This window comes from Nocardiopsis sp. CNS-639, from assembly GCF_000381685.1.
GTDB lineage: Bacteria > Actinomycetota > Actinomycetes > Streptosporangiales > Streptosporangiaceae > Nocardiopsis > Nocardiopsis dassonvillei.
In genome coordinates this window covers 541,202-567,637 of the sequence record NZ_KB906855.1, presented here as the reverse complement: position 1 = coordinate 567,637, position 26,436 = coordinate 541,202, and the positions used below count along the sequence as shown (strand labels likewise).

The following is a 26,436-nucleotide window of genomic DNA, read 5'->3' as shown; positions in this document are numbered from 1 at the left end:
ATCAACGGGCGTTAGTTTGTTGGTATGTCCTCCGACTCCTGTGAACTCCTCTGCCTCGACCTGCCCCAGGCCGAGGCGGTCCGCGCCCGCGTGCCCGCCGACGATGACGTCCGGCCCGCCGCCGACCGGGCCCGGGCCCTGGCCGACCCCACCCGGCTGCGCATCGCCCGCGCGCTGGCGGTCGGCGACGAACTGTGCGTATGCGACCTGGCCTGGGTCTGCTCCGCCTCGCAGAACCTCGTCTCCCACCACGTGCGCCAACTGCGCACCGCCGGTCTGGCCGCCTCCCGGCGCGAGGGCAAGCTCGTCATGTACCGCCTCACCGACGCGGGGCACACCCTGCTGGCCCTGCTGCTGCCCGACCCCGAACCGGCCGTGGGAGAGGGCTGAACCGTGTCCGACCTGTGCTGCGGCGGCGACGGGGCGCCCGAGCCCCGCCGGGACCGCCCGACGCCGAACCCGACACCCGCGCCCGCGTCCCGGGCCCCCGCCTCGGTCGCCTGCTCCTGCTGCTCGGGCGGCGACGCCCGCGGGCGCCCCCGCCCGGTCGCCGCCGGCAGTGCCTCCGACGGCGGTCACGCCGGTGTTGGCGCCGGTGAGACGGCCGACGCCGACGGCTGCGGCGACCCCACCTGCGGCGCCGGCGCCCCGGGACCGGAGGAGAACCCGAGTGCGTGGTGGGACTCGGCCACCGTCCGGTGGGCGGGACTGGCCGGTGTCCTGTGGCTGTCCGGACTGGTCGGCGAGTGGCTCGCGCCGGTTTCGGTCCTGGCGACCGTGCTGTTCGCGGGGGCGATCGCGGCGGGCGGGTGGACCTTCGTCCCCGGCGCCCTGCGCGCCCTGGTCCGTGGAAGGCTGGGCGTGGGCACGCTGATGACCGTGGCCATGGCCGGAGCCGTCCTGCTCGGCGAGGTGGGCGAGGCCGCGATGCTCGCCTTCCTGTTCTCCCTGGCCGAGGCCCTGGAGGACCACGCCGTGGCCCGCGCCCGCCACGGCCTGCGCGCCCTGCTCGACCTGGTCCCGCCCCGGGCCACCGTGCTGCGCGAGGGCCGCGAGACCACCGTGGACCCCGCCGAACTCGACGTCGGGGACCTGCTCCTGGTCCGGCCCGGCGAGCGCATCGCCACCGACGGCGTCGTCCGCGCGGGCCGCTCCACCGTGGACACCTCCACCGTCACCGGTGAGTCCGTCCCCGTCGAGGCCGTCGAGGGGACCGAGGTGTTCGCCGGGACCGTCAACGGCGGCGGCGCCCTGGAGGTCGAGGCCAGCGCCCGGGTGGCCGACAACTCCCTGTCCCGCGTCGTGCACATCGTCGAACGCGAGCAGGCGCGCAGGGGCGCCGCCCAGCGCCTGGCCGCCGGGATCGCCCGGCCCCTGGTGCCCGGCATCCTCGTCGCCGCGGCCCTGATCGCCGTCGCCGGTTCCCTGTTCGGCGACCCGGGGGTGTGGGTCGAGCGCGCCCTGGTGGTGCTGGTGGCCGCCTCCCCGTGCGCCTTCGCCATCGCCGTCCCCGTCACCGTGGTCGCCGCGATCGGCTCGGCGAGCCGGTCGGGCGTGCTGGTCAAGGGCGGGGCCGCCCTGGAGTCCTTCGGAACGGTGCGCGTGGCCGCCCTGGACAAGACCGGCACCCTCACCCGCAACGCGCCCGCCGTGGTGGCCGTCGCACCCGCGCACGGGCGCACCCGCGAGGAGGTCCTGGCCCTGGCCGCCGCGCTGGAGGCGCGCAGCGAACACCCGCTGGCCGCCGCGATCCTGGCCGCCCACCCCGACCCCGCACCCGCCCGGGACGTGGCGGCGGTGGCCGGAAACGGCCTGACCGGCACCTCATCCGACGGCACGCCCCTGCGGCTCGGCCGGCCCGGCTACATCGACCCCGGGCCGCTGGCGCCGGAGGTGACCCGACTCCAGGAGCAGGGCGCCACCACCGTCCTGGTCGAGGCCGACGGCCGTCTGGTCGGCGCCGTCGCGATCCGCGACGAGCTGCGTGGCGAGGCCGCCGAGGCGGTCGCCGCCCTGCACCGCATGGGCGTGCGCACCGTGATGCTCACCGGCGACAACGAGCGCACCGCCCGCGCCCTGGCGGCACGGGTCGGCATTGACGAGGTCCACGCCGACCTGCGTCCCGAGGACAAGTCGGCCCTGGTCAGCGCTCTGCGCCGCCACGGGCCGGTGGCGATGGTCGGCGACGGCGTCAACGACGCCCCCGCCCTGGCCACCGCCGACACCGGGGTGGCCATGGGCGCCATGGGCACCGACGTCGCGATCGAGACCGCCGACGTCGCCCTCATGGGCGAGGACCTGCGGGCGCTGCCCCGGGCCCTGGCCCACGCCCGCCGGGCCCGGCGGATCATGCTCCAGAGCCTGCTGTTGTCGGGGGCGATCCTGCTGGTCCTCATCCCTCTGTCGGCGTTCGGGGTTCTGGGGCTGGCGGCGGTCATCCTCATCCACGAGCTGGCCGAGGTCCTGGTCATCGCCAACGGAGTGCGCGCCGGGCGCCGCGCCCCGGTCACTGTCTCCCCTTCCGTCTCCTCGGACGCGGACGCCGCGCGGACACCGGAGCACACGTGAGCGCCGCCGTCACACCGGTTTCCTACTGCCCACCCTCCTGGCGGCGCTGCTGCCCGTCGCGCCCTACGCGGTGTCGCTGTCGGCGGTGGCATCGGTGACCCGGTCGGCGGGATCATGGATCTTGCAGGAGGCACGGGCGACCCCGTGTAGGCACCGTCACGACGCCCCGTTCCCGCCCGCGCGGCGGGAGCGGGGCGTTCGCGTGCGCGGCGCGTTCCCGCGAGCGGAGGCGGACCGGCGCGTACGGGCCTGACAAGGCGGGCCGAGCCCCGGGCCCGTGCGGACCGGAGGCCGCGTCTTGCCCCGAAATCACGGTCTCGCGCGGCCTTCCTCGGTACGGTCGAACCCTCACACCGAGCGCATCCGGAGGTCACGTGCAGCCCTTGTCCCTCGCCCAGATCGCCGCCGCCACCGGTGGTCGGGTCACCGACGCCGATCCCGCGACCCAGGTGACCGGGGTCGCCTTCGACTCCCGCGAGGCGATCCCCGGGGACCTGTTCGTCGCACTGCCCGGACAGGGCCGCGACGGACACGACTTCGCCCCGTCCGCGGTCGAGGCCGGGGCGGTCGCGGTGCTCGCCGCCCGCCCGCTCGGCCTGCCCGCCGTGGTGGTCGAGGACCCCCTCGCCGCGCTGGGCGCCTGGGCCCGCGCCCACGTCGAGGCGCTGGCGGACCTGGACGTGATCGCGGTGACCGGTTCCTCCGGCAAGACCTCCACCAAGGACCTCATCGCCCAGGTCCTCGACCGCGCCGGAGCCACCGTCTTCACGCAGGGGTCGTTCAACAACGAGATCGGCCTCCCGCTCACCGCCCTGGAGGCCACCGCCGACACTTGCCACCTGGTGGTGGAGATGGGCGCACGCGGGCAGGGGCACATCGCCTACCTCACCGGTATCACCCCGCCCCGGATCGGGGCGGTGCTCAACGTCGGCACCGCGCACGCCGGGGAGTTCGGTGGCCCGGACATGACCGCGAGGGCCAAGGGCGAACTGGTCGAGGCGCTGCCCGCCGCGGCCGAGGGCGGCGTGGCCGTGCTCAACGCCGACGATCCGCGGGTGGCCGCGATGTCCGCGCGCACGAAGGCCGAGGTGGTCACCTTCGGGGTGGAGCGCGCCGCGGACGTGTACGCCACCGGCGTCGCCCTCGACGGGCGGGGCCGGGCGTCGTTCACCCTGCACACTCCGGCCGGGGAGGCACCGGTCCGCCTTCAGGTGGTGGGGGAGCACCAGGTGCCCAACGCGCTCGCCGCCGCCGCGGTGGCCGGGGCGGCGGGGATGGACGTCGAACAGATCGGCAGGGCGCTCACCGCGGCGGTGCCGGTGTCGGAGGGGCGGATGCGCGTCACCGAACGCCCCGACGGGGTGACGGTGGTCAACGACGCCTACAACGCCAACACCGACTCCACGAGCGCGGCGCTGCGCGCGCTGGCGCACCTGGGCCGTGAGAGCGGCGGACGCACGATCGCCCTGCTGGGGGAGATGCGCGAACTCGGGGACAGCTCGGAGCGGGAGCACCGCAGGGTCGGCGCGCTCGCCGCGTCGCTGGGCGTCGACGTGCTGGTCGCGGTGGGCCGGGCGGAGGCGCACGCGCTCGCGGACGAGTACGGGCCCGGCGGTCAGGTGGTCGCGGACAGGGGCGCGGCCGGGGAGTGGCTGGAGCGGTACGGCCTCCGGGCCGGGGACGTGGTGCTCGTCAAGGGCGCCAACGCCCTGAAACTGGGGGAACTCGCGGACGCGCTCGCGGCCCGGTAGGCGACCGGGGCCGGGCGGGGCCGCCACGGGCGCCCCGCCCGGCGGGGCACCCGTGGACATCGTCGCCGACCCGTCGGCGGATGCGCCACAATCACCCGATGACCGACGACCGCTTCATGCTGATCCACGACCCCGAACTCCAGGCCAGGGGTGAACGCGTCCTGGGCGCGGAGTTCCGGGCGATGAGCGAGAGGGTGCTGCGGGCCACGGAGCTGACCTCCCGCCTCAACGTCCTGCCGTTCGACGACGAGGAGGGGAAGGCGGCGCTGTTCGAGCAGATCCTGGGCCGCCCCCTCCCGGCGCGGGTGACGATCTATCCGCCCTTCTACACCGACCACGGCCTGCGCCTGGAGTTGGCCGAGCGCGTCTTCGTCAACCAGGGCTGCACGTTCCTCGACTACGCGGGCATCCGCCTGGGCGAGGGCGTGATGGTCGGCCCGAAGACCACGTTCATCACGGTGGGCCACCCGGTGGACCCCGGCGAGCGGCGCCGGTTCCTCAGCGGCGCGCCCATCGACGTGGCGGAGAACGTGTGGATCGGCGCCGGTGCGACGATCCTGCCCGGCGTCAGCATCGGCCGCGACGCCGTGGTCGCGGCCGGGACGGTCGTGGCCGACGACGTTCCGGCCGCGAGCCTGGTGGCCGGGCCCAAGGGCACGGTGCGCCGACGCTGGTAGCGCCGGACCCCTCAGCCCGGACGCACGTTGCCCAGGAACCGTTCCACGGCGATCTCGATGACCACCCGGCCCGGGTTCTCCCGCGGCGTCTTGTAGCGCTCGCCGTAGCGGCGCACCGCCTCCGCCACCCGCTCGGGGTCGTCGGAGACCGTCGCGGAGCCCTCCACCGTGCACCACGCGCGCCCCTCCACCTGCGACACCGACACCCTGGCGCCGGGGTGGGCCGCGAGGTTGCGCGCCTTGTAGCTGCTGCCCGAGGAGATCACCCGTACCAGGCGCGCCTCGGCGTCGTAGGTCGCCCCCACCGGGACCTGGTGGATGGACCCGTCCGGGCGCGGCGACGCCAGCATGCACAGTCGCCGCTGCGCCCAGAACCGCGTGAATTCGTCCTCGTCCATCCTGTCCTCCCTGGTCCGACCGCCCCCAGCATCCCACCGCCCCGCCCCGGCCCTCCACCGGGGCGGGGACACCGCTGTGACCCGAGCGGTCTGGGCGGTCGGTGCCCGCTGACCGAAGCCCGGGGACGGGCAGCGCGGCCGTCCCCGCCGGACATCCGGACCGCCGTCCACGCCCCGCATGCCGGTGGCCGACGAGCCGACACGCCACGGCCCGGGCACCACCTGCGCGGGGACCGGCAAGCCTGGCAGTGCGGGCGTTTCCACGCCACAATCGGCGCCATGACACGTACGCGGTGGGTCCGGGCGGGTGCCGCGGCGACCCTGTTCCTGGGCGCGGCGGCCGTCCTCCTGTGGCTCGTCGGCGGCCCCGACCCGCTCCGGGCACGGGCCGCCGCCGGTGTCGGCGCCGCCGCCGTGCTGACGCTCGCCGTGACCGCGCTCGCCCGGACGGGGCGGGCCGTGCCGCGCCCGACGGCACCGGCGACCGGCGAGGACGCGGCCAACACCCTCACCGGGGGCGTGAGCGGCGGCACCGTGATCCAGGGGCGCACCCTCACCGTTCACCAGCCGAGGCACCACACGGTCATCGACACGCAGATCGTCCACGCGCCGACCGCCGGGCCCGACTGGCCCGTCGTCGTCGGGGTCCTGCCCAACGAGGCCGACCACTTCCAGGAACGGGACCTGACCGGTCGGATGGACCACGCGGCCCGGGGCCGCCCCGGGGCCGTGCCGGGCCTGGTCCTGACGGGGATGGGCGGGGCGGGCAAGACCCAGCTGGCCGCCCACCACGCCCGCGCCCTCCTGGCGAAGGAGCGGGTCGACCTGGTGGTGTGGGTCCCCGCGGCCGAGCGGTCCGCCATCACGCAGACCTACGCCGACGCCGCCCGCCGGGTCGTCCCCGGCCACGTGGACGAGGACCCCGAACGGGCGTCCCACCAGTTCCTCGCCTGGCTCCAGACCACCGACCGGCGCTGGCTGGTCGTGCTGGACAACCTCGACGTCCCCCGGCACGCGAGCGGCCTGTGGCCGCCCAACGCCACCCCCGCCGCCCACGCACCGGGGCCGCAGGGCCGCCTCGTGGTCACCACCCGCCGCACCGACACCGCACTGGCCGGTCGGGGCCGCACGTTCGTCGGCGTCGGCACCTACGCGCCGCCGGAGTCCCTCGCCTACCTGGCCACCGCGCTCCGTGACCTGCCCCGGGTACCCGGCGGAGCGGAGCTGAGGGCCCTGGCCGACGAACTGGGCCACCTGCCGCTCGCCCTGTCCCACGCCGCCGCCTACGTCCGCGACCGCAGGGACGGCATGACCTGCGACTCCTACCGCGCCCTGCTCCGGGACCGCCGGCGCACCCTGGCGAGGGTGTTCCCGGAGGGGGAGAGCCTGCCCGACGACGGATCCCGGACGGTGGCCGCAACCTGGGCGGTCTCCGTCGAGCACGCCGACACCCTGGCACCCGAAGGGCTGGCGCGGCCGATGATGCGGCTGGTCAGCGTGCTGGACCCCACCGGCATCCCCGCCGCGGTCCTGACCTCGGAGCCCGTTCTGGGCCACCTCCACCGCGCACGCCCCGACGGCCCACGGCCCACCGCCCAGGACGCCGACGACGCCCTGTCCGCGCTGGCCAGACTGCACCTGGTCACCCGCACGGGGTTCGGACACGACGCCGTGGTGGGCGCGCACCGCCTCGTGCAGCGCGCCACCCGGGACCACCCCGCGACCGCCGTCGACCGCGACACCGTGCACACGGCCGCCGAGGCGCTCCTGTCGGTCTGGCCCGTGCGCGTGCACGCCAGCCCCCTGGGGCAGCGGCTGCGCGCCAACGCCGCCGCGCTGGACGAGCACGGCGGCGAGTGGCTGTGGGGGGACGGCGCGCACCGGGTGCTGTTCGCGCTCGGGAGCAGCTTCGGCCGTTCCGGCGCGCTCTCCCAGGCCACGGCCCGGTTCGAGTCCCTGGTGGAGGCCGCCGACCTCCGGCTGGGTCCCCGGCACCCGGACTCGCTGGCGGCCCGCCACGAACTCGTCCTGTGGCGCGGCATGGCGGGCGAGGCCACCGACGCCGCCCGGGGCTTCCGGGACCTGGCCGAGGACATGACGCGGGCCCTGGGCGCGGACCACCCCCAGACCCTGGTCACCCGGGTCCAGGCGGCGCGGTGGCGCGGACGGGCGGGTGACTCCCGAGGCGCGTGCGAGGCGCTGGAGGACCTTCTGCCGGGCCTGCTGCGCCGCCTGGGCCCCGACCACCCCGAGGCGCTGGCCGCGCGCGGCCACCTGGCCTCCCTGAAGGGTCGGGCGGGGGACGCCCGGGCCGCCTTCGAGACCTACCGGTCGCTGATCGGGGACCACCGGCGCGTGCTGGGCCCCGACCACCCGAGCACCATGGTCATCCGCGGCCAGACCGCCCGGTGGCGGGGGAGGGCGGGTGACGTCGACGGGGCCATCGCGGGCTTCGAGGCACTGCTCCCCGACCAGCTGCGCCTCCTGGGGCCCGGCCACCCCGACACCCTCAGCACCCGCGGCCAGATCGCCGCCTGGCGGGGCGTCCGAGGAGACCACGCGGGCGCGCTGGACGGGCTCGGCGAACTCCTGACGGACCAGGTCCGTTATCTGGGCGCCGACCACCCCCACGTCCTCACCACCCGCCACAGCCTGGCCCGTTTCCGCGGTGAGGCGGGCGATCCCGTGCGGGCGGCCGAGGCGATGGAGGCCCTTCTGCCCGACCAGCTGCGGATCCTGGGGCCCGATCACCCCAGGACCCGGGAGATCAGGGCCGACCTGGAGCTGTGGCACCGGAGGGCGCGGGCCGGCGGGGGAGGGTGACGCGGTGGCCCCGGCGGGGCCACCGCGCTCCCGGACGCCGCGCTCAGTCGGCGAGGTTGTCGATCAGCGCCGAGGTGACGTCCTTGGTGGAGGCGCTACCGCCCACGTCCGCGGTCAGCACGCCCTGGGCGCACGTCGCCCGGATGGCCCGCTGCACCCGCGCGGCCTCCTCGTCCAGGCCGAAGTGCTCCAGCATGAGGGCGGCGCTGCCGACGGCGCCGATCGGGTTGCACACGCCCCTTCCGGCGATGTCGGGGGCCGATCCGTGCACCGGTTCGAACATGCTGGGGTAGCGGCGCTCGGGGTTGAGGTTGGCGCTGGCGGCCAGGCCCAGGCTCCCGGCCAGGGCGCTGCCGAGGTCGGAGAGGATGTCGGCGTTGAGGTTGGAGGCCACCACCACCGACAGCTCCTCCGGGCGCAGGACGAACTTGGCGGACATGGCGTCGACCAGCACGCTCTCGGTCTCCACGTCGGGGTAGTCGGCGGCCACGCGTTCGAACACCTCGTCCCACAGCACCATGCCGTACTGCTGGGCGTTGCTCTTGGTCACCGACGACACCTTGCGCCGGCTGCGGGTGCGGGCCAGGTCGAAGGCGAAGCGGATGATGCGCTCGCAGCCGGTCTCGGTGAAGACCGCCGACTGCACGGCCACCTCGCCGCCCCGGCCGCGGGCGGAGAAGTTGCGGCCGCCGAACCCGCCGTACTCGCCCTCGGAGTTCTCACGGACCACGACCCAGTCCAGTTCGGTGGTGTCGGCCTTGCGCAGGGGGCTGGTGACGCCGGGCAGGAAGTGGACGGGCCGGACGTTGGCCCACTGGTCGAAACCCTGGCACAGGCGCAACCGCAGGCCCCACAGGCTGACGTGGTCGGGGACGGTGGGCCAGCCCACGGCGCCGAAGTAGAGCGCGTCGAACTCCCTGAGCCGTTCGGGGCCGTCGTCGTCGATCATCTTGCCGGTGCGGGCGTAGAAGTCCGAGCCCCACGGGAACTCCTGCCAGGTGAAGCCGAGGGTGCCGTGCGAGGCCGAGGCCAGGGCGTCGAGCACCTGGCGGCCCGCGTCGACCACCTCGCTCCCGACGCCGTCACCGGGGATGGCGGCGATGCGGAAGTGGCGGGTCTGGGTCATGTCTCCTCCGTCGGTCGGGTTCCCCGGAAGTCAAGCGCGCCGTCCCCGGCCGCGTCCAAGACGCATCGGCGATGTGACCCATAGGCGGTGCCTATGCCTGCGCGGAACCCTCCGGCTCCGCTTCCGGGCGGGTCCTGGCGTAGTGCTCGGCGACGCCGAGGAAGGCCTGCGCGGCGGGCGTCATCCGTGAGGCGCGGCTGACGATGACGACGCGCAGGCGGGAGACCGGTTCGATGAGGCGGACCCGGGCGCCCATGCGCGTGGCGATGGGCTTCCAGGAGGAGGGCATGACGGCGTGGCCGAGCCCGGACAGCACCAGGGGCAGGATCGAGGTGCGGTGGTCGACCTCGGCGGCCAGGTGCGCGTCGGTGCCGCCCGCCAGGATGTCGTCCACGATCTGGCGCATGAGGCTGCCGCGCTGGGAGGCGATCAGCCGCAGACCGCCCAGGTCCGCGCGGTCGATCCGGTCCTGGCCGGGACCGGTGCCGCCGGACCCGGCCCGCTCCGGCGGGGCGCCCTCCTCCTCGGGCGGGGACAGCAGCACCAGGGGCTGCTCCTCCACCGGCAGCACCCGCAGGTCCGCGGTGCGCGGGTGGCCCGCCGAGCCCAGCAGCCCGATCTCGGCCGCCCCCGAGCGCACGTGCTGGACCACCTCCTCGGGAGTGAAGGCCCCCGCCACGTTGACCGTCATCAGCGGGTACTCCCGCGCGAAGGAGGCCATCAGCGTGGTGAGCGGCTCGATCCCCGGGGAGGGCGTCGAGACCAGGTCCACCCGCCCCCGCCGCAGCCCGCGGGCCGAGCGCGCGGTGTCGCGCACCGCCTCCAGGTCCCGGACCACCTGGCGGGCCGGTTCGATGAGGCGGGTGCCGGTGTCGGTCAGCACGACGCCCCGCCCCACCCGGTGGAACAGGTCCACGCCCAGCTCCCGCTCCAGACCCCCGATGGCCTGGGACAACGAGGGCTGGGCGATGTGCAGGTGCTCGGCGGCCCTGCCGAATCCGCCGTGGTCGACGATGGCCAGGAAGTAGGACAGCTGCCGCGCGTCCATGTCAGCTCACCCACCGATTCATAGGCGCAGTCTATGGGTCTGAGAGAAACTACGTCTTGGACGTGATGGCGGTCACACGTTGAGAGTGGTCTGCGCACCGACCGAAGGAGAGCGCATGTCATCGGAGACCACGCCCGCACCACCCCCCGCCTCCCCGCCACCCGACCCGACCGGGCGCACCGACGTGGAGGCGGCCCTCCTGGGCGGTCGGTCGCAGGAGGACCTGGCGCGGCAGAGGCTCTCGCCCGCCGAGGAGCGGTTCGAACGGGGCCGGGCCACACTGGGGTGGGTCCTGGCCCCCGCGCTCGCGATCGTCTTCGCCCTGCTCCCGCTGGGGATGGACCGGCAGCAGCAGCTGCTCGCCGCGGTCCTGCTCGGGGTGATCGCCCTGTGGATCTGCGAGAGCGTGCCCATCCCGATCGGCGGCCTGATCGGGGTCGCCGCGATCGTCCTGCTGGGCGTGGCGCCCCCCGACGAGGTCCTGGCGCCCTTCGGGTCCACGACCGTGTTCACCTTCATCGGCGTGTTCGTCCTCGCGCAGGCCATGCTCAAACACGGGGTGGCGCGGCGCCTGGCCTTCTTCGTACTCGCCCTGCCCGGCGTGGGCTCCTCGACCACCCGGATCATCCTGGCCTTCGGCACCATCACCTGCGTGGTCTCCAGCTTCATCTCCAACACCGCCACGGTGGCCATGCTCATGCCCACGGCGCTGGGCATCCTGGCGGTCATCGCCCGCCTGATGCAGGACCGCGGGGCGGTGCGCCCCGGCTTCGACCCCAGACGGCTGCGGGTGGGCGCCGCCCTGATGCTGATGCTCGCCTACGGGGCGAGCGTGGGCGGCCTGCTCACCCCGGTCGGGGCCCCGCCCAACCTCATCGGCCGCGCCCTCATCGAGGAGGCCACCGGCGAGCGCATCCCGTTCACGCAGTGGGTGCTGACGGCCCTGCCCCTGGTCGCGGGCATGTTCGCCGTGCTGGCCGTGGTGCTGCTGCTGATCAACCGCCCCGAGATCCGCCGCATCGAGGGCGTGACCGAGTACATCCGCGAGCAGCGCGCCGCCCAGGGGCCGATGGGCCGGGCCGAGAGGAACACGGTCCTCGCCTTCGGCACCACCGTCGTCCTGTGGCTCACCCCGGCCCTCGTCGGACTGTTCACCGGCACCGACGCCGCCCTGTACGCGCTGGTCGACGACCGCCTCAACGACGGCATCGTCGCGGTCCTGGGCGCCTGCCTGCTCTTCGTGCTGCCCGTCGACTGGAAGCGGCGCGAGATGACCCTGAGCTGGAGCGACGCCGCTCGGATCGACTGGGGCACCATCCTGCTCTTCGGCACCGGCATCATCTTCGGCGCCCTGCTCTCCTCCACCGGGCTCGCGACCACGATCGGCCGGGCGGCCTCCTCGGGGCTGGGGATCACCAGCGCCCTGGCCATCACCGCGTTCGGCGTGGTCCTGGCGGTCGTCATCTCCGAGACCACCAGCAACACCTCCTCGGCGGCCGTGGTCGTGCCGATCGTCATCCCCCTGGCGGTGGCGGCGGGGGTCGATCCGTTCGTGCCCGCCCTCGCGGCGACGTTCGCGGCCTCCTTCGGGTTCATGCTGCCCGTCTCCACGCCGCAGAACGCCATCGTCTACGGCTCGGGCTGCGTGCCGATCACCCGGATGATCCGCTCCGGGATCTGCTTCGACGTCGTCGGCGCCGCCCTGATCATCGTGCTCGTCCCGGTCATGGTCGCGCTCACCGGCATCGGGGCCTGACCCGCCCCCGCGCGGCGGCGGGCCGCCCGGGCCGGTGTTCCGGGCGGCCCGCCGCTCCGCGTGGGCCCGCGGGTCACGGCGGGGCCTCCTCGTCGCGGAGTCACGGCCGCCCGAGCGTGCTCTCCCGGGGCACCAGGGCGAACCCCGGGCGCACGCGGCGCGACCCGGCCGTGCCCTCCGCGCCGCCCTCCAGCCGGGCCAGCAGCGCGTCCACCGCGGCCCGCGCGATGGCCTGCTTGTGCGGCGCGATGGTGGTCAGGGCCGCCGTGCAGTAGCGGCCCTCCTCTATGTCGTCGAAGCCCACGACCGCGACGTCCTCGGGCACCCGCAGGCCGCGTTCGGTGAGCGTGCGCATGGCGCCGATCGCGATGAGGTCGTTGTAGCAGAAGACGGCGTCGGGCGCGGTCCCCGAGTCCAGGAGGCGGGCCATCGCCTGGGCGCCGTCCCGGCGCGTGTAGCCGTCGGTGCCGGCCACCAGGGCGTCGTCCGCCGCCGCCCCCGCCGCGGTGACGGTCTCGCGCCATCCGCGCAGGCGCAGGTGGGCGGGCTGGCGCGAGCGGCCGTGGCGGGCGCCGATGAAGGCGATGCGGCGGCGGCCCAGGTCGAGCAGGTGCCGGGTGGCGGTGCGGGCGGCGGCCACGTTGTCGATGGCGATGTGGTCGTAGGGCGCCTCGTACTCGCGCTCGCCCAGCAGGACCAGGGGGGCGTCGTGCCCGCGCGCGAGCAGGTCCTCGTTCTCCAGCTCGATCGGGCTCAGGATCAGCCCGTCGATCAGCCGGGCGCGGAAGCCCTGCGCGAACAGCACCTCCTGGTCCCTGCGGCCGTAGGTGTGGTCGAGGAGGACGATGAGGTCGAGTCCGGCGGCGTAGTTGATCACGGCGTCGGCGAGTTCGGCGAAGTAGGGGTTGCCCAGCTCGGGCAGGGCCAGCGCGATGATGCCGGTGCGGCCCTTGCGCAGGTGGCGCGCGGTCAGGTTGGGCCGGTAGCCGAGTTCGTCGATGACCTGCTGCACGCGCTGGCGGGTGGCGGGTGTGACGTGGCGGTAGCCGTTGACCACGTTGGACACCGTCTTGACCGAGACGCCCGCGTGTTCCGCGACGTCCTTCAGGCTGATGGCCACAGCGCCTCCTCCGCACATGGTGCACACGTGCACGACCGTGCGCGTCCCCGCCGCCCCGGCGGCGTTCCCGCGCCGCCCGCCGGCCTCCCGCCGCCGCCGTCCCGACGACCGTCCGCCTGCACGCGCGTCCGTGCGTTCTCCGGCGATTTTTCTATCGTTATACAGCACGTGACGGCCCTCCGTGCGACGCTTCCGCCCGGGAACTCTCCCGATCGAGCGCTCCGGAGCCGCTCCGGTCAGGGTTCTTTCGGTCGGGTTTCCGTGTCCGGGCAGGCCGGTATGACCGGGGTCTCATCGTGTGGAGGCCGGTTTTCTCACGTTGTAAAAGACGCGACGGCGCCGCGCACGGCACCTCCGCCCCGGACCACGGGACGCGGCGGGCACGGGGAGGCCCCGGGCAGCGGCCGCGGTCCAGTACCGCGTCCGCGGCCGTCCAGCGGGACGTCCAGCGGTGCGTCGAGTCCGCCCTCCCATCCTCACGGTGACGGCCGCATCCGTGCGGAATCCGCTGGAAGGGAGCTTCGGATGGGGAACTCGGAATGGGCCCGCGCGCCGATCGGGATGGACGCGGGGCGGTGGACCACCTGGGGCGGGTGCCGCCGGGTGCTGGCCGTGGCGTGCACGGTCGCCGACGCGCAGCGTTTGATGGACCCGGTGGCGACCGTGGCCTCCGACCCGCGCGTACAGGTGGTCTTCACGGTCGCGCCCGACCAGGTGTTCGGGGCCGGGCTCGCCACCTGGCTGGCGCGGGCCGGGGTCGTGGTGGTGCCCTGGCAGCAGGCGGTCAACACCCGCTTCGACCTCGCTCTGGCGGCCAGCACCAGCCGCGTCCTGGACCGGATCCACGCGCCCGTGGTGCTGTTCTCGCACGGCGTCGGCTTCAACAAGCTCACCCCCGCCCACCTGGGCGGACAGGGCTTGCTCGCCCGCGCCACCTACGGCCTGGGACGCGAGGGCCTGGTCCGGGACGGCCGCCTGGTCGCGGAGCGGATCGCGCTCGCCCACGACGACGAGGCCCTGCGCCTGGCCTCCGCGTGCCCCGAGGCGGTCGGCGGCGCCCGCGTCGTGGGGGACGCCGCCGCGGACCGGATCCTGGCCTCGTTGGAGCGGCGCCCGTGGTGCCGGTCCCAGCTCGGTCTGGGTCCCGACGACGTGTGGGTGGTGGCGGCCTCCACCTGGGGGCCCTCGTCGCTGCTGGGGTCCCGGCGAACCCTGCTCGGACGCCTGGTCGTGGACGCGGTGTCCGCGTCCTGCCGGGTCGGTCTGCTCGTGCACCCGAACGTGTGGGCCGCCCACGGCGACTGGCAGGTGCACCAGTGGCTGGGCCCGCTCATCGCCCAGGGGCTGGAGGTGGTGCCGGTCGACGCCGAATGGGCCAGTGCCCTGGCCGCCGCCGACGCGGTGGTGGGGGACCACGGTTCCACGACCGTCTACGCCACCCTGACCGGACGGCCCGTGCTGGTGGCCGACGACGGGCGGGCGGACGTGGACACGGCCTCGCCCATGGGGCAGGTTCTGCGCACCCTTCCGGCCGTGCGCGGGGACGCCCCGCTCGTGGGCCGGGCCCTGCGCTCCGTGGAGGCCGCCGAGCGGGAGGCGCTGCGCGCCGTGGCCGCGCGGATCACCTCCCACCCCGGCCGCTTCGCCCAGCGCACGCGCGCGGTGCTCTACGAGGTCCTGGGGTTGGACGAACCCGACATCCTGCCCGCCGCGCGCCCGCTGCGTCCGCTGGGCTGGGACATGCGCGGGTGGGCGGCGTGACCCCGGAGGCCTCCCCGGTACGGGCCCGGCACACGGCGGCCGCCGATCCCGGGGAGCACGCGTTCACCGCCGTCCCGTCCCGGGGGCGCCTTCCCGTGGGAACGAGGACTTGCGCTCCGCGCCGGGAACACGTCCTCGTGGTGCCGGGCGCCCCCGACCCGCTCCGGGGGCACCTCCCCGCCGGGCTGGACGCCCCTCTCGTCGCCGACCCGTGCCACCCGGCCGAGCGGCCGGACATCGCCGACGTCCTCCTGTGCCGCTGCGGGCGCGCGTCCCCCTCGCCGCGGGAGACGGGGCTCGCGCTGCTGCGCGCCCACCCGGGCTGCCTGGTGGCCGCTGTGCACGGCCCCGACGGCCGCGGCGTCCTGGCCACCCCCTGGAGGCTCGTCCTCGTCACACCGGTCGCCCCCGCCGGAGGCGCCGCTCGCGGCGCGGACCGGTGGGGGACGGTCGCGGCCGCGGCCCTCGTGTACGCGTGGCTGGTCAGCGGTCGCGACCTGGCAGCGCTCCCCGACACCGTGCTCAGGTCCGCACGGAACCCGTCCGTCCCCCCAGCACCCGACACCGGCGGAGACGGCGCCCCCGCCCCGGAACCCGCCCCCGTCCCGGGAGGGCCGCCCGTCCACGAGGTGTGCGTGCGCGCCGAACCCCGGTGACGGGGTCATCCCAACGCCTCCAGGCGTTCCTCCACATGCAGTCTGGCCGGGTCCGTCGGCAGCAGCAGCTCCACCGCCCGCTCGTAGGCCTCGCGGGCCCGGCCCGGCTCCCCGCGGCGTTCGGCGAGTCCTCCGATCGCCTCCAGGGCCTTGCCCTGGCCGGAGGCCGAGCCGCGCTCGCGCATCACCTCCAGTGCCCGGTCCAGTTCCGCCGAGGCGGACGCGAACTCCTCCATGGCGGCGAGGACGGTGCCCAGGACGATCCTGGTCCGGGCCTGGTTGTAGGCGTCCCCGTCCAGGAGGGGGAGGGCGCGCTCCAGGGCCAGGCGGGCCGGGCCGAGGTCCCCGAGGGCGTGGCGGGCCCGGCCGAGCATGAACAGGCTGATGGCCAGGTTGTGGGTGACCCCGGTCCGCTCGTCCGTCGCCACCGCCAGGGCGAGGTGGTCGGCGGCCTGCCCGGGGAGGTGGTTCTGGAAGGCCACGATGCCCCGGCGCTGCTGGGTCTGGGCCAGGCGTTCCAGGTCCTGGTGACGCCGCCAGACCCGTTCGGCGGCGTCCAGGTCGGCCATCGCCTCCTCGACGCCGGCGAGGTGGCTGTGCACCAGCGCGCGGTTGTTCAGCAGCCGCGCGACCGTCGTCTCCTCCAGGTCGGCCGAGGGCTCCCCGAGCACGGGCGCGGCGGCACGCAGCCACAACCGCGCCTGACCGTGGTGCAGGAACAGCGACCACAGGCCGTCCAGCAGGCGCGGCACGTGCTCGTGCGCTCCCAGCCGCGGCGCCAGTTCGGCCAGGGCGGCGAGGTTGTCGCGCTCCCGGTTGAGCCAGGCCGTGGCCTGCGCGGCGTCGGTGAAGGGTGAGCCCGGCACCGCCCGGTTGCCCGCGTAGGGCCGCAGCACGGCGTCGGCCGACACCGCCAGGTCGGCGAACCCGGACACCAGCCGCGTCAGCGACCGGTGGCGGGCGCCGGAGTCCTCCTCGGCCTCGGCCTTCTCCGCGGCGTGCAGGCGCAGCAGGTCGTGGAAGGAGAAGCGTTCGGCGCTGTGCTCGGTCAGCAGGTGGTGGCGGGTGAGGGCGGCCAGCCCCGCCTCGCACTCGGCCGCCGGGCGGCCGGTGAGGTGGGCGGCCAGCTCACCGGTGACGTCGGGGCCCGGGTGCCAGGCCAGACGCCGGTAGAGCAGGGCGGGAAAGACCGGGAGGGAGGCGTAGGACAGGTCGAAGGCGTTGCGCACGGACACGTCCATACCCATTTCCCTGCTCGCGGTGTCCAGGTGGTCGAGCCGACGGGGGGCGGAGCGCAGGCGCCGCTCGGTGTCCCGCCAGGTCCGGCTGCGGGTGCCGTGGTCGACGGCGACCGTGCACACGGCCACCGGCAGCGCCGAACACAGGGTGACGACGCCGTGCATGGCCTTCCGGTCGGCCTCTCCGGCGGGGGACCGGCCGCTGAGTTCGGAGAGCAGGGCCACCCCCTCGGCCCCCGTCATCGGATGCAGGTCCACGAACTGCCCGCCGTCCAGGCGCAGCCCGGCCAACCGCAGACGCGTGGTGACCACCACCGTGCCGCGGTCGCCCCCGGGCAGCAGGGCGCGGACCTGGGCGGCGGAGAGGGCGTCGTCCAACAGCAGCGACACGGGCGCGTGCGCGGTGGCCGACCTCCACCAGGCCGCGCGTGTGGCGAGGTCCGCCGGTGCCGTCCCGATCTGCACGCCCACGGCGCGGAGCAGCACGTCCAGCACGTCGTGGGGGTCGGCGGGCTGTCCGGGGGAGAAGCCGTGCAGGTCCACGAACAGCTGCCCGCCGCCGCCCAGTTCCGGGTGCGCGCGCAGGAACTCCGCCGCCAGCGCGGACTTGCCCACCCCCGCCGAGCCCGTGATCACCACCAGTGCGTGGCGGCCCCGGGCGTGGGCGCGAGACACGGCCGCCTCCAGCGCCCGCATCGGGTGGGGCCGGTCCACGAAGACGGCGGGCGCGGCGGGGAGTTGGCGGGGGACGCGGTCGGCCGCGGATGCCAGGTGCAGGTTCACGTCCCCGCGGAGCGAGCCGACCTGGACGGCGGTTCCGCTGATGTCGCCGCGCACGGTGTTGGTCCGGGCGCTTGGGTCGTTGGTCGGGGAGGTGTGACCGGGGGAGTCCACGTGGTCTCCTAAAACACCTGTGGCAAATGGTGTGCAAGAGGTACAAGGTACAGGCCGAGTTCAGGTATTTCTTTTTGGCGCTGATTTATTTTCCCTGGCAAGTGGCTCTCCGAAACCGTCGTGTGCTCGGATCCTGATTGTAGCCGTGCATTTGCACGTGCGCATGCCCGGTACCTCGAAGGATGCGGGTGTGTGGTCAGCGGAAACGCGGTCCAGAAAAAGGAAAAGGGCCCAACGCCAACAGCGTCAGGCCCTACCACTCAAGCTGGCCTAAAGGTCAGCCAAGCACCACCATTGGGGTAAGCGGGGCCTCCCAAATGTAAGCCCAGGTGTGCGGAGCCACGGCAAGGAGGGAACTCAGGAGGAGTACGCTTATTACCTTCATCGCCATCTTTCGCGTCGGGTCCCTGCGTCGCGCTCGAAGCAGTGTCAGGGGTCGGTCGTGGCGCGATGAAAAGAGGGACGCCCCAGCTGCTACTGGGGCGTCCCGTCTTTTACCGCAAAGAGCACATGTCAGTCACATGACTCCAGGCTGGTGTCAGCCTGGCTAAGTGTACCGATTGCACTCTGGGATTTGGGCCAGGTAGAAGCCTGTTTTTATCGCTTCGGTAAGGTGTCCAGCAGTGACCGCACGACCTGTGCCTCGGGTGAACCGAGTTCGGTGAAGATCGCCTCGGACCGGATCAGGCTCGTGCGTCCTTCGCGCACTTCGCCGTGCGAGCTCAGGTGCTGGCCCAGGGCACGTAGAGCCTCCGCTCGTTCCTTGCGCAGACCGTGTTGCTCGGCCGTTGAGGCCGCCTTCCGCAGGTACGTGCCCACGAGACCGCTGTCTCCGTCCGTTGCTTCGATGCGGGCCAGTCCCAACAGGCTGTCAACGGCCGCCAGAGGACTGAGGAACTCGCCCATGGCCAGGCCGCGGCGGAAGTAGGATCGGGCCTGAGCCAGCTGTCCCGTGGCGGTCTGGGCGGTCCCCATGGTCGTCAGGACCGTGCCCGTCGTCCACGGGTCGCGGAAGGTCTCGAGGATTTCCAGGGCTTTCCGGAGGCACGGCACGGCTTGCTCCGGTCGCCCTCTCTGGAGGGACAGTTCGCCCATGTTCGTCAGCGCGAACGCCTCCTTGCGCCTGTCACCGCGTTGGCGAGCCGTGGTCAGGACCATCTCGCACAGCGCCCAGGCCTGGCGGTGGTACCCCAGTTGCTGAAAGGCACCCGCCAGGTTGATCCGCACCTCCATGAGCAACTGCGGGTCCCGCGAGCGTTCCAGTACCGCGGCGGCGTCGCTGAGGTCGGCGATCGCCTCGTGGGAAGCGCTTACCGAAAGGTGGCACAGCCCGCGCACACGCAGGCAGAACACTATGCCGGGGCGGTGTCCGCGCGCCTCGAACGTCTCCAGGGCCCGTTCGACGAGGGCCCGACCTCCGGCGTAGTCGTTGCCCACAAAGGAGATCATCGCCCGCTGGGCCACGGCCCACGCCTGTCCCAGGACGTCCCCCGCCTCGGACCACCGCTCATGGGCCGAACGGCTGTGTTCTCCGGCGCGGTCCACCTCTCCCACGCGCAGAAGGGCGCGGGCCAGGTCGAAGTGGGCCCTGGCCCGCTCACGGTCCTCCCCCTGCTCGCTCGCCCACTCCACCATGGCGGTGTGCAGGGTGACCGCCTCGGACCAGGGACCGTGCGCGTCCATGTGGTCGCACACCACCCGCGCCAGTCGCAGGGCGGTGCGGCCCGCGCCGTGCCGGTCCGCCTCCGACAGCATGGTGAGCACGGTCGCCAGCTCGCGCCGGAACCACGCCATGGCCCTCTCCTCCGGCCATCGCTCCCCGATGGGAAGCGGCTCGTGGTCGTCGCGCCCGGGACGATGCGGGTGCAGGGCCCGGTCGGCCAGGCTCGTCAGCGACAGGTAGGCCGCGTGCATCCTCTGTTTCGCCGCATGGGCCCGCTCCGGGGACAGACCGTCGCGCGCGCGGTGGCGGGCGTGAACCTGGAGCAGGGCGTGCATCTCGAAGCGGTCGGGTTCGGGCTCGTTCAGCAGGTGGGCGCTCACCAGGTCCATGAGGGCCTGCCGTGAGGCGTGCTCGTCGGGGCCGACCAGCGCCGCCGCCACCCGCCCGTCCATACCGCGGGTGGGGTGCAGGCCGAGCAGGAGGAAGGCGTCACGGGCCCTCGGGTCCATGGCGTCCACGGACACGTCGAAGATGCGTGAGAGGTCCCGACCCCCCACCCGGAAGGCGCTCAGTCCCGGGAAGGACGGTGAGGGCAGCCGGTGCAGCAGGTCGCGCGGCGACCACGACGGATGGAACTGGGCCAGGTTCGCCACCAGCCCTACGGCTATCGGCAGCCTGTCGCACCGGTCGATGATCTCGGCGAGGGTGTCGGCCTCCTCCTCGCCCCACGGCCGGTCGAGGGCGGCGGTGAACATCTCGGCGCACTCCTCGTCGGAGGGGAGTCCGAGCGGCAGGTGGTCGGCGCCCTCCACCTCCGGGAGGAAGAAGCGGCTGGTGATCACGACCGCGCACCGGGTCCCGCTGGGGAGCAGCGGAAGGACCTGTTCGGCGCTTGCGGCGTCCTCCAGGAGGAGCAGCAGGCGCATCGACCGCGTGTGCTCGCGCCACAGAGCGACGCGTTCGGCCAGGCTCAGCACGGTTGGCGGCACCGGCACGCGCAGCAGGCGCATGAGTTCGGTGAGGGCCTCCTCCGCGCTCAGCGGAGCGGCCCGCTCGTCGTGCCCGCGCAGGTCCACCGACAGCCGCGCGTCGGGGTAGAGGTCCTTGACGCGGTGGGCCACGTGCAGGCTCAACTGGCTCTTGCCCACCCCCGCCATCCCGCAGACGACCCACAGGTGCGCGAAACCGGACTCCGTCTCCCGCAGCCGCGAGCAGAGCAGGCGCGTCTGCGCGGTGCGTCCCCGGAAGTGCCGGGGCTCGCGCGCCAGGTTGTCCACGATCGTGCGCGGCCTCCCGGCCGCGGGCGGCGGGGCCTGCGACCCGCCGACCCCGTCCGTCCCACCGTCCCCGTCCGTCCCACCGTTCCCGACCGGACCGGCGGTGGCCCGCAGCAGCAGTTCGAACCGCCGCCGCAGCGCCGGGGAGGGGTCCACGCCCAGCTCCTCCGACAGCCGCTCCCGCAACCGCTGGTAGGCCGCGAGGGCGTCGGCCGTCCGGCCCAGGGCGTGCAGCCCGTGCAGGAGGTGGCCGTGCAGGGACTCGTTGACGGGGTAGGTGACCAGGGCCGAACCCAGGGCCTCCACCGCCTCCGCGTGGTCGCCCTCGGCGATGGCCAGCGAGGCCCACACCGCCAGTGCGTCCTGGTGGGAGCGTTCCATGGACACGCGCAGCTGTTCGACCCAGCGTCCGCCCACACCGGGCAGCGCGGGCCCCTTCCACAGCGCCAGCGCCTCCTCCAGGGCCGCGCGCGCCTCGGCGGAGCGGCCCGCCTGGTGCAGGGCGCGGGCGCGTGAGCGCAGGCTCCGGAAGCGCTCCCAGTCCAGAGCCTGGGCGGGGAGGCGCAGCAGGTAGCCCTCGGCGGTGTGGGTCAGGATGCCGCGGTCCAGCCCGGCCGCCTCGATCTTGCCCCGCAGGCGTGTGACGTAGGTGTGCAGTGTGCTGCGGTAGCCCTCGGGGGGAGAGCCGTTCCAGAGCCGGTCGGCCAGCTCCCGAAGGGGTAGCCGTCCCGGGCCCGTCAGTGCCAGGGCGGCGAGGAGCGCGCGTTCCTTGCCCGTGGTCGGGGTGACGCGGCGTCCGTCGCTGCTCAGATGGATGGAGCCCAGAACACAGAGTCTCACCGGCGGATCCTTGGGAAGTGCCCCCGTTTATTGCTCTCGCCTATATGTGTGCCCTGCTGGGATTGTTGAAACTTCTTTTGGTCCCTTTGTAATGGTGCTCGATATTCTGCACGTGCATTTTCTGGTGAAAGTACTTCGCGGCAATATCGAATGTTGTCGGAGGTGGCCTGTGTGGTTTATGTGTGCCCGGATGGCGGTGGGTGTTCCTGTCCCTTCCTCCGGAAGACATGCTGGTGAGGGGGCTGGCGTGCGTCGTGGAATTGCTTCGCGAAGCTCGTTTTCGGGGGCCCGCGTGTGTGGCGGAACCGCGAGCGGGAGGATGGTCGGGCGTGTGCCTCCGTTGCGCGCTTCGCTGAACCACCGCCCGCCCGTGCGGCTCCCCGGCCCCATCCTTCCCGTGCGGCGCGTCGGTGTCGCGCCACTGTTTCCGGGAGTGCCGATTCGACGGCCGGACGCGTTCCGCGCCTTCCCCGCGCTCTCCCTTCCACGGGTGCCGTTCTCCGTTCGGCGCACGGGACGCCGGAGCGGTGGGCGGACCACGGCCGTGTCCCGCCCGCGCGGGGGCCGGTGTGGCCGTCCCCACCCCGGCTGGAGCGGGGGGCGTACCGGGACGGGTCCGGCGGCGGCTACGGTGCTGTTGGGCACAGGACGAGCGCCGCGCCGCTCCGTGTGGCCCTTTTCTTTGTCGGTAGCTTCTTGCGGCCCCGCTCCGGGGCATCCTCCGGGAGGAACTGGTGAACAGCGGCAACCCCCCTGCACGGGACATGCGCCTGATCGTGACCGGAGGAGGAACAGGCGGGCACACCTATCCGGCCCTCACCGCCGTCCGCGCGCTGCGTGACCGGCTGGCGGCGGCCGGGGTCGCCCTGAGCGTGCTGTGGGTGGGCACGGCGGACAGCCTGGAGTCCCGGGTCGCCGCCGCCAACGGCATCCCCTTCGAGTCGGTCGCGACCGGCAAGATCCGGCGCTCGAAGAACCCCCTCAAACTCGCCTCCCGGGCCAACATCAAGGACATGAGCAACGTCCCCCGGGGCGTCGCGCAGGCCCGCGCGCTGGTCTCGGACTTCGCCCCCGACGTGGTGCTGGCCACCGGCGGCTACGTGGCCGTGCCCGTGGGCCTGGCCGCGAAGATGTGCCGCCGTCCCCTCGTGGTGCACGAGCAGACGGTCCGGCTGGGCCTGGCCAACAAGGTCCTCGCCCGCGTCGCGGCCCGCGTGGCGGTGTCCTCCCCGTCCACGACCGAGCTGCTCCCCGACTCCGCGCGCGACAGCGCGGTCATCACCGGCAACCCGGTGCGCCCCGAGGTGCTGACCGGGCAGGCCGACCGGGCGCCCAAGGCGCTCGGGTTCACCGGCTACGACTCCTCGCTGCCCACCGTCTACGTCACGGGCGGGGCGCAGGGCGCCGTGCAGATCAACGGCATGATCCGCGACATCCTGCCCTGGCTGCTCGCGCGCGCCAACGTCGTGCACCAGTGCGGACCGGCGAACCTGGAGGAGGCGCGCCGCAGCGCGGCCCAGCTTCCGCCCGGCCTCGCCGAGCGTTACCACCTGACGGACTTCGTCGGCCCCGAACTCCCCGACGTGCTGGCGCTGGCCGACGTGGTGGTCTCCCGCAGCGGCGCGGGGACGATCGCGGAGCTGACCGCGCTGGGCAAGGCCGCCGTGTTCGTTCCGCTGGCCTCGTCGGCGGGGGACGAGCAGCGCCACAACGCCCGCCACCTCCAGGAGTCGGGCGCGGCGGTGGCCCTGCTGGACCAGGTCAACGCCCAGGGGCTCCAGGCGGCGGTGGAACCGCTGCTGGCCGACCCGCGGCGGCGCGCGCAGATCGCGGAGCGGGCCCGCGAGCACGGGCGTCCCGACGCCGCCGACCGGTTGGTGGACGTCCTGCTGGCCGCGGCCCGGGGTTAGCGGGCGCGGTGAACCGCTGCGTTCAGATCCAGCCGTGTTCGGCGGCGATGTGCGCGGCCTCGTGCCGGTTGGCGGCGTCGAGCTTGGCGACGGCGGCCGCGAGGTAGTTGCGCACCGTCCCCCGCGAGAGCGAGACGCGCCGGGCGATCTCCTCCACGGGCGCTCCGTCGCGGGCCAGGGCCAGCACGTCGGCCTCGCGCGGGCTGAGCGGGGAGTCGCCCGCGCTGATCGCCTCGGCCGCGAGTTCGGGATCGACGTAGCGGCCTCCGGCCGCGACCTTGCGCACGACCTCGGCGAAGGTGCGCGAGGACACGGTCTTGGGCAGGAAGCCGCTCACGCCCGCCGCGAGCGCCGACTTCAGGTAGCCGGGGCGGCCGTGGGAGGTGACGATGACGCACCGGCATCCGGGCAGCTCGGTGGCGAGTCTGCGGGCGATCTCGATGCCGTCGGGGCCGGGCAGTTGCAGGTCGAGCAGGGCCACGTCCGGGCGGAGTTTGAGGGCCATGGCCAGCGCCTCGTCGCCGGAGGCCGCCTGGGCGACGACCTCGAAGTCCTCCTCCAGGTCGAGCAGTCCGGCGATGGCGTCGCGGATGAGGTGTTCGTCGTCGGCGACGAGGATGCGTGTCATCTGGGGACGTCCTTCGGAAGCGGGAGCACGGCGTCGAGCAGGAACCAGTCTCCGTCACGGCGCGCCGTGACGTGCCCGCCGAGCGCGTGCAGGCGCTCGGACATCGCGCGCAGCCCGGTGCCCTCGCCGTCCCGCGCGGACCGTGGGGGACCGGCTCCGTCGTTGGCGACGGTCAGGTGCACCTCCCCGTCCTCGTTCGCGGTCGCGAGGGTGACCTGGGTGGCCGAGGCGTGGCGCAGCAGGTTGGTGACGCCCTCGCGCACGACCCACGCCAGGGGCTCCGCGCACCGCTCGGGGACGGGATCCCCGGTCACCGTGCAGCGGATACCGGCGGACCTGAGCAGAGAACGGGCGCCTGAGACCTCGTCCTCCCAGGTCGTGCGCAGCTCGCCGCGCACGACGCGGCGGACCTCGGTGCCCGCCTCCTCGGCCAGTCCGCGGATCGCGGAGATCTCCGTCGCGGCCCGTTCGCCGTGGCCGCGCTGGACGAGTTCGGAGGCCAGTGAGCTCTTGACCGCGATGGCGGCCAGGGTGCGGCCGAACACGTCGTGCAGGTCGCGGGAGATGCGCAGGCGTTCGTTGGCCAGGGCGAGCGCGGCGCGGTCCTCGTGGGCCGCCTGGAGTTCGAGCAGCACCCGCAGCATCCACGCGCTGGACCAGCACAACCACAGGACGGCGCTGATCATCAGCGCCCCGACCAGCAGGACCACGACGTCCCCGACTCCCACGAGCGCGGTGTTCAGCACCAGCGCCGCCGCGTGGAGCAGCAGCGCCCGGCGGGCGTGGAGGGCCGGTGCGAGGCTCGCGGCCGCCGAGGCGATCGCCGCCGCGACCGTCATGTCCATCGCGGGAAGGGGAAGCATCAGGGACACGGCGACGAACGCCGCCAGGGCCAGCGCCCACCCGACGACGGCGGTGACGGGGAACCCCCGCGCGTGCCCGACGACGGTGTCGATGCTCCACTTGGTGACGAGGACGTTCCCGCCGACCAGGAGCAGGCACAGCACGGCCGCCGCGACCAGCGCGGTCGGGGGCGCTCCGGTGAGCCGGTCGGCCTCCACCGCGCTCCGGAGGAGGGTTCCGACCGGAGTCGCGACGGCCAGGTAGGCGGACCAGCGCACGTAGGTCTCGAACCTGCGCGCGCCGACCAGCGGCGGATTGCTCATGGACGTGATTCTCCCGTCACACCCGCGCCGGTCGCGGGTCGGAGGGGGTCAGGGCCGGTCCCGTCCCGCGCGTGCGCCACCACACCACCGCCGCGACGGCCGCGACGCCGACGCAGAGCACGGCCACGGCGGCGGACCCGGTGCCCGCCGAACGGTCGAGCGCCGGGTTCGGATCGGCGTGCAGGACCGTGAGGACCAGGGCGGCGAGTGTGTTGTGCAGGGCGTGGACCGCGACCGCGATCTCGATGCCGCCGGTGCGCCAGGTGACGACGGCCAGGCTGACGGAGAGCGTGAGGCACCAGAGGTTGAACCACGGATCGGTCGAGAGGTGGACGGCGGTGAACGCCAGAGCGGAGACGAGGACGCCGAGGAACAGCGCCGTACGCGGGCCGCGCCCCCAGCTTCCGGCGACGCGGAACACGAGCCCGCGGAAACCGTACTCCTCACCCGCCGCCTGGAGGGGCGTCAACAGGAGGTTGACGGCGAGGACCGTGAGGAGTGTGGCGGTGGACCAGTGGACCTCGCGCAGGGGCATGACGGCGGGGCCGATGAACGAGAGGAACAGCCAGAGGGGGCCGATGAACAGGAGCGCCCGGCCGAGCAGGTCGAAGCGGAAGCTCGACAGCACCGAGTGCAGCGAAGGGCCGCGCACCCCGTAGAGCCACCGTTGGAGCAGCATGCTCCACGGGATGAGCAGGGCGATCGACACCAGGTTCGCGGCGAGGAAGAGCGGTGTGTAGTCGGTGCCGCCGAAGGTCGGGTTGGTGTTGCCCATCAGGCTGTCGGCGAAGGCGGCGGCCACGGCCAGAACGATGTTGGAGGCGAACAGCCCGGCCACCAGGAGCGCGATCGCGAGGACTCCCCGGCCGATCCGGCGCCTGTCCCCGGCGAGTACCCGGTGGTACTCCACGCCCGGCGGGACGGGACGCGGGCCGCGGCGGCGCGGGTGCGGCGCGGCCGGGCCGGAGGGCGTGCGCGCGGGCGCCTGCGCCCCGCCCGCGCCCGGGGGCGCGGAGAAGGGGACCTCCGTCTGAGGGAGGGGAGCCCGGGAGGAGGAGCTGTCGTTGCTGTGCATGGTTCGACGCTAGTACGGAGTGTGATCGCCGCAGGGTGCAGCGGAGCACGAGTTCCCTCTG

General features: G+C 74.1%; 18 protein-coding genes. 9 read left to right on the top strand and 9 right to left on the bottom strand.

Annotated elements, in window-relative coordinates; genetic code table 11:
• Window positions 1-24 precede the first annotated feature (24 nt).
• The 4 genes from G011_RS0105140 (at window position 25) to G011_RS0105125 (ending at window position 4,996) form a co-directional block, all read left to right on the top strand.
• On the top strand, window positions 25-390 hold the full coding sequence (locus G011_RS0105140) for a metalloregulator ArsR/SmtB family transcription factor (protein WP_019607557.1): 366 nt from the start codon (window positions 25-27) through the stop codon (window positions 388-390).
• Between the two features lie 3 nt (window positions 391-393).
• Entirely contained in the window at window positions 394-2,568 is a 2,175-nt protein-coding gene (locus G011_RS0105135) for a cation-translocating P-type ATPase (RefSeq protein WP_019607556.1), read from the top strand.
• Between the two features lie 374 nt (window positions 2,569-2,942).
• Complete coding sequence (gene murF, locus G011_RS0105130) at window positions 2,943-4,319, top strand: UDP-N-acetylmuramoyl-tripeptide--D-alanyl-D-alanine ligase (protein WP_019607555.1); 1,377 nt, start codon at window positions 2,943-2,945, stop codon at window positions 4,317-4,319.
• 98 nt (window positions 4,320-4,417) lie between these two features.
• Complete coding sequence (locus G011_RS0105125) at window positions 4,418-4,996, top strand: DapH/DapD/GlmU-related protein (RefSeq protein WP_019607554.1); 579 nt, start codon at window positions 4,418-4,420, stop codon at window positions 4,994-4,996.
• Between the two features lie 11 nt (window positions 4,997-5,007).
• On the opposite strand, the gene G011_RS0105120 is transcribed toward G011_RS0105125, so the two are convergent.
• The gene (locus G011_RS0105120; protein WP_019607553.1) at window positions 5,008-5,394 is read right to left on the bottom strand and encodes a pyridoxamine 5'-phosphate oxidase family protein; all 387 of its coding nucleotides are present in this window, start codon (window positions 5,392-5,394) and stop codon (window positions 5,008-5,010) included.
• A 279-nt stretch (window positions 5,395-5,673) separates the two neighbouring features.
• On the opposite strand from G011_RS0105120, the gene G011_RS0105115 reads away from it, so the two are divergent.
• A complete protein-coding gene (locus G011_RS0105115) occupies window positions 5,674-8,217 on the top strand; it encodes a tetratricopeptide repeat protein (protein WP_019607552.1) in 2,544 nt (847 codons plus the stop codon).
• Between the two features lie 43 nt (window positions 8,218-8,260).
• Here G011_RS0105115 and G011_RS0105110 read toward each other — a convergent pair whose 3' ends face one another.
• Both G011_RS0105110 and G011_RS0105105 read right to left on the bottom strand, forming a co-directional pair.
• Window positions 8,261-9,343, bottom strand: a complete 1,083-nt coding sequence (locus tag G011_RS0105110) for a tartrate dehydrogenase (RefSeq protein ID WP_019607551.1) — start codon at window positions 9,341-9,343, stop codon at window positions 8,261-8,263.
• A gap of 91 nt (window positions 9,344-9,434) precedes the next feature.
• On the bottom strand, window positions 9,435-10,391 hold the full coding sequence (locus G011_RS0105105; protein ID WP_019607550.1) for a LysR family transcriptional regulator: 957 nt from the start codon (window positions 10,389-10,391) through the stop codon (window positions 9,435-9,437).
• Between the two features lie 115 nt (window positions 10,392-10,506).
• On the opposite strand from G011_RS0105105, the gene G011_RS0105100 reads away from it, so the two are divergent.
• Entirely contained in the window at window positions 10,507-12,147 is a 1,641-nt protein-coding gene (locus G011_RS0105100; protein WP_019607549.1) for a DASS family sodium-coupled anion symporter, read from the top strand.
• 100 nt (window positions 12,148-12,247) lie between these two features.
• Here G011_RS0105100 and G011_RS0105095 read toward each other — a convergent pair whose 3' ends face one another.
• A complete protein-coding gene (locus G011_RS0105095; RefSeq protein ID WP_019607548.1) occupies window positions 12,248-13,267 on the bottom strand; it encodes a LacI family DNA-binding transcriptional regulator in 1,020 nt (339 codons plus the stop codon).
• 525 nt (window positions 13,268-13,792) lie between these two features.
• On the opposite strand from G011_RS0105095, the gene G011_RS0105090 reads away from it, so the two are divergent.
• The gene (locus G011_RS0105090) at window positions 13,793-15,028 is read left to right on the top strand and encodes a hypothetical protein (RefSeq protein WP_019607547.1); all 1,236 of its coding nucleotides are present in this window, start codon (window positions 13,793-13,795) and stop codon (window positions 15,026-15,028) included.
• 95 nt (window positions 15,029-15,123) lie between these two features.
• A complete protein-coding gene (locus tag G011_RS0105085; protein WP_231391378.1) occupies window positions 15,124-15,684 on the top strand; it encodes a hypothetical protein in 561 nt (186 codons plus the stop codon).
• 5 nt (window positions 15,685-15,689) lie between these two features.
• On the opposite strand, the gene G011_RS0105080 is transcribed toward G011_RS0105085, so the two are convergent.
• Both G011_RS0105080 and G011_RS0105075 read right to left on the bottom strand, forming a co-directional pair.
• On the bottom strand, window positions 15,690-17,816 hold the full coding sequence (locus G011_RS0105080; RefSeq protein WP_019607545.1) for an NB-ARC domain-containing protein: 2,127 nt from the start codon (window positions 17,814-17,816) through the stop codon (window positions 15,690-15,692).
• A 597-nt stretch (window positions 17,817-18,413) separates the two neighbouring features.
• On the bottom strand, window positions 18,414-21,596 hold the full coding sequence (locus G011_RS0105075; protein WP_019607544.1) for a BTAD domain-containing putative transcriptional regulator: 3,183 nt from the start codon (window positions 21,594-21,596) through the stop codon (window positions 18,414-18,416).
• Window positions 21,597-22,360: 764 nt separating this feature from the next.
• Between G011_RS0105075 and G011_RS0105070 the strand changes: the two genes are divergently transcribed.
• A complete protein-coding gene (locus tag G011_RS0105070) occupies window positions 22,361-23,506 on the top strand; it encodes a UDP-N-acetylglucosamine--N-acetylmuramyl-(pentapeptide) pyrophosphoryl-undecaprenol N-acetylglucosamine transferase (protein WP_019607543.1) in 1,146 nt (381 codons plus the stop codon).
• 22 nt (window positions 23,507-23,528) lie between these two features.
• On the opposite strand, the gene G011_RS0105065 is transcribed toward G011_RS0105070, so the two are convergent.
• The 3 genes from G011_RS0105065 to G011_RS0105055 are packed head-to-tail and all read right to left on the bottom strand — an operon-like array spanning window position 23,529 to window position 26,375.
• Complete coding sequence (locus G011_RS0105065) at window positions 23,529-24,134, bottom strand: DNA-binding response regulator (RefSeq protein WP_019607542.1); 606 nt, start codon at window positions 24,132-24,134, stop codon at window positions 23,529-23,531.
• The gene (locus tag G011_RS0105060) at window positions 24,131-25,300 is read right to left on the bottom strand and encodes a sensor histidine kinase (RefSeq protein WP_019607541.1); all 1,170 of its coding nucleotides are present in this window, start codon (window positions 25,298-25,300) and stop codon (window positions 24,131-24,133) included. Before G011_RS0105060 ends, G011_RS0105065 begins: the two co-directional genes overlap by 4 nt.
• A gap of 16 nt (window positions 25,301-25,316) precedes the next feature.
• The gene (locus tag G011_RS0105055) at window positions 25,317-26,375 is read right to left on the bottom strand and encodes a CPBP family intramembrane glutamic endopeptidase (RefSeq protein ID WP_019607540.1); all 1,059 of its coding nucleotides are present in this window, start codon (window positions 26,373-26,375) and stop codon (window positions 25,317-25,319) included.
• Window positions 26,376-26,436: the final 61 nt, after the last annotated feature.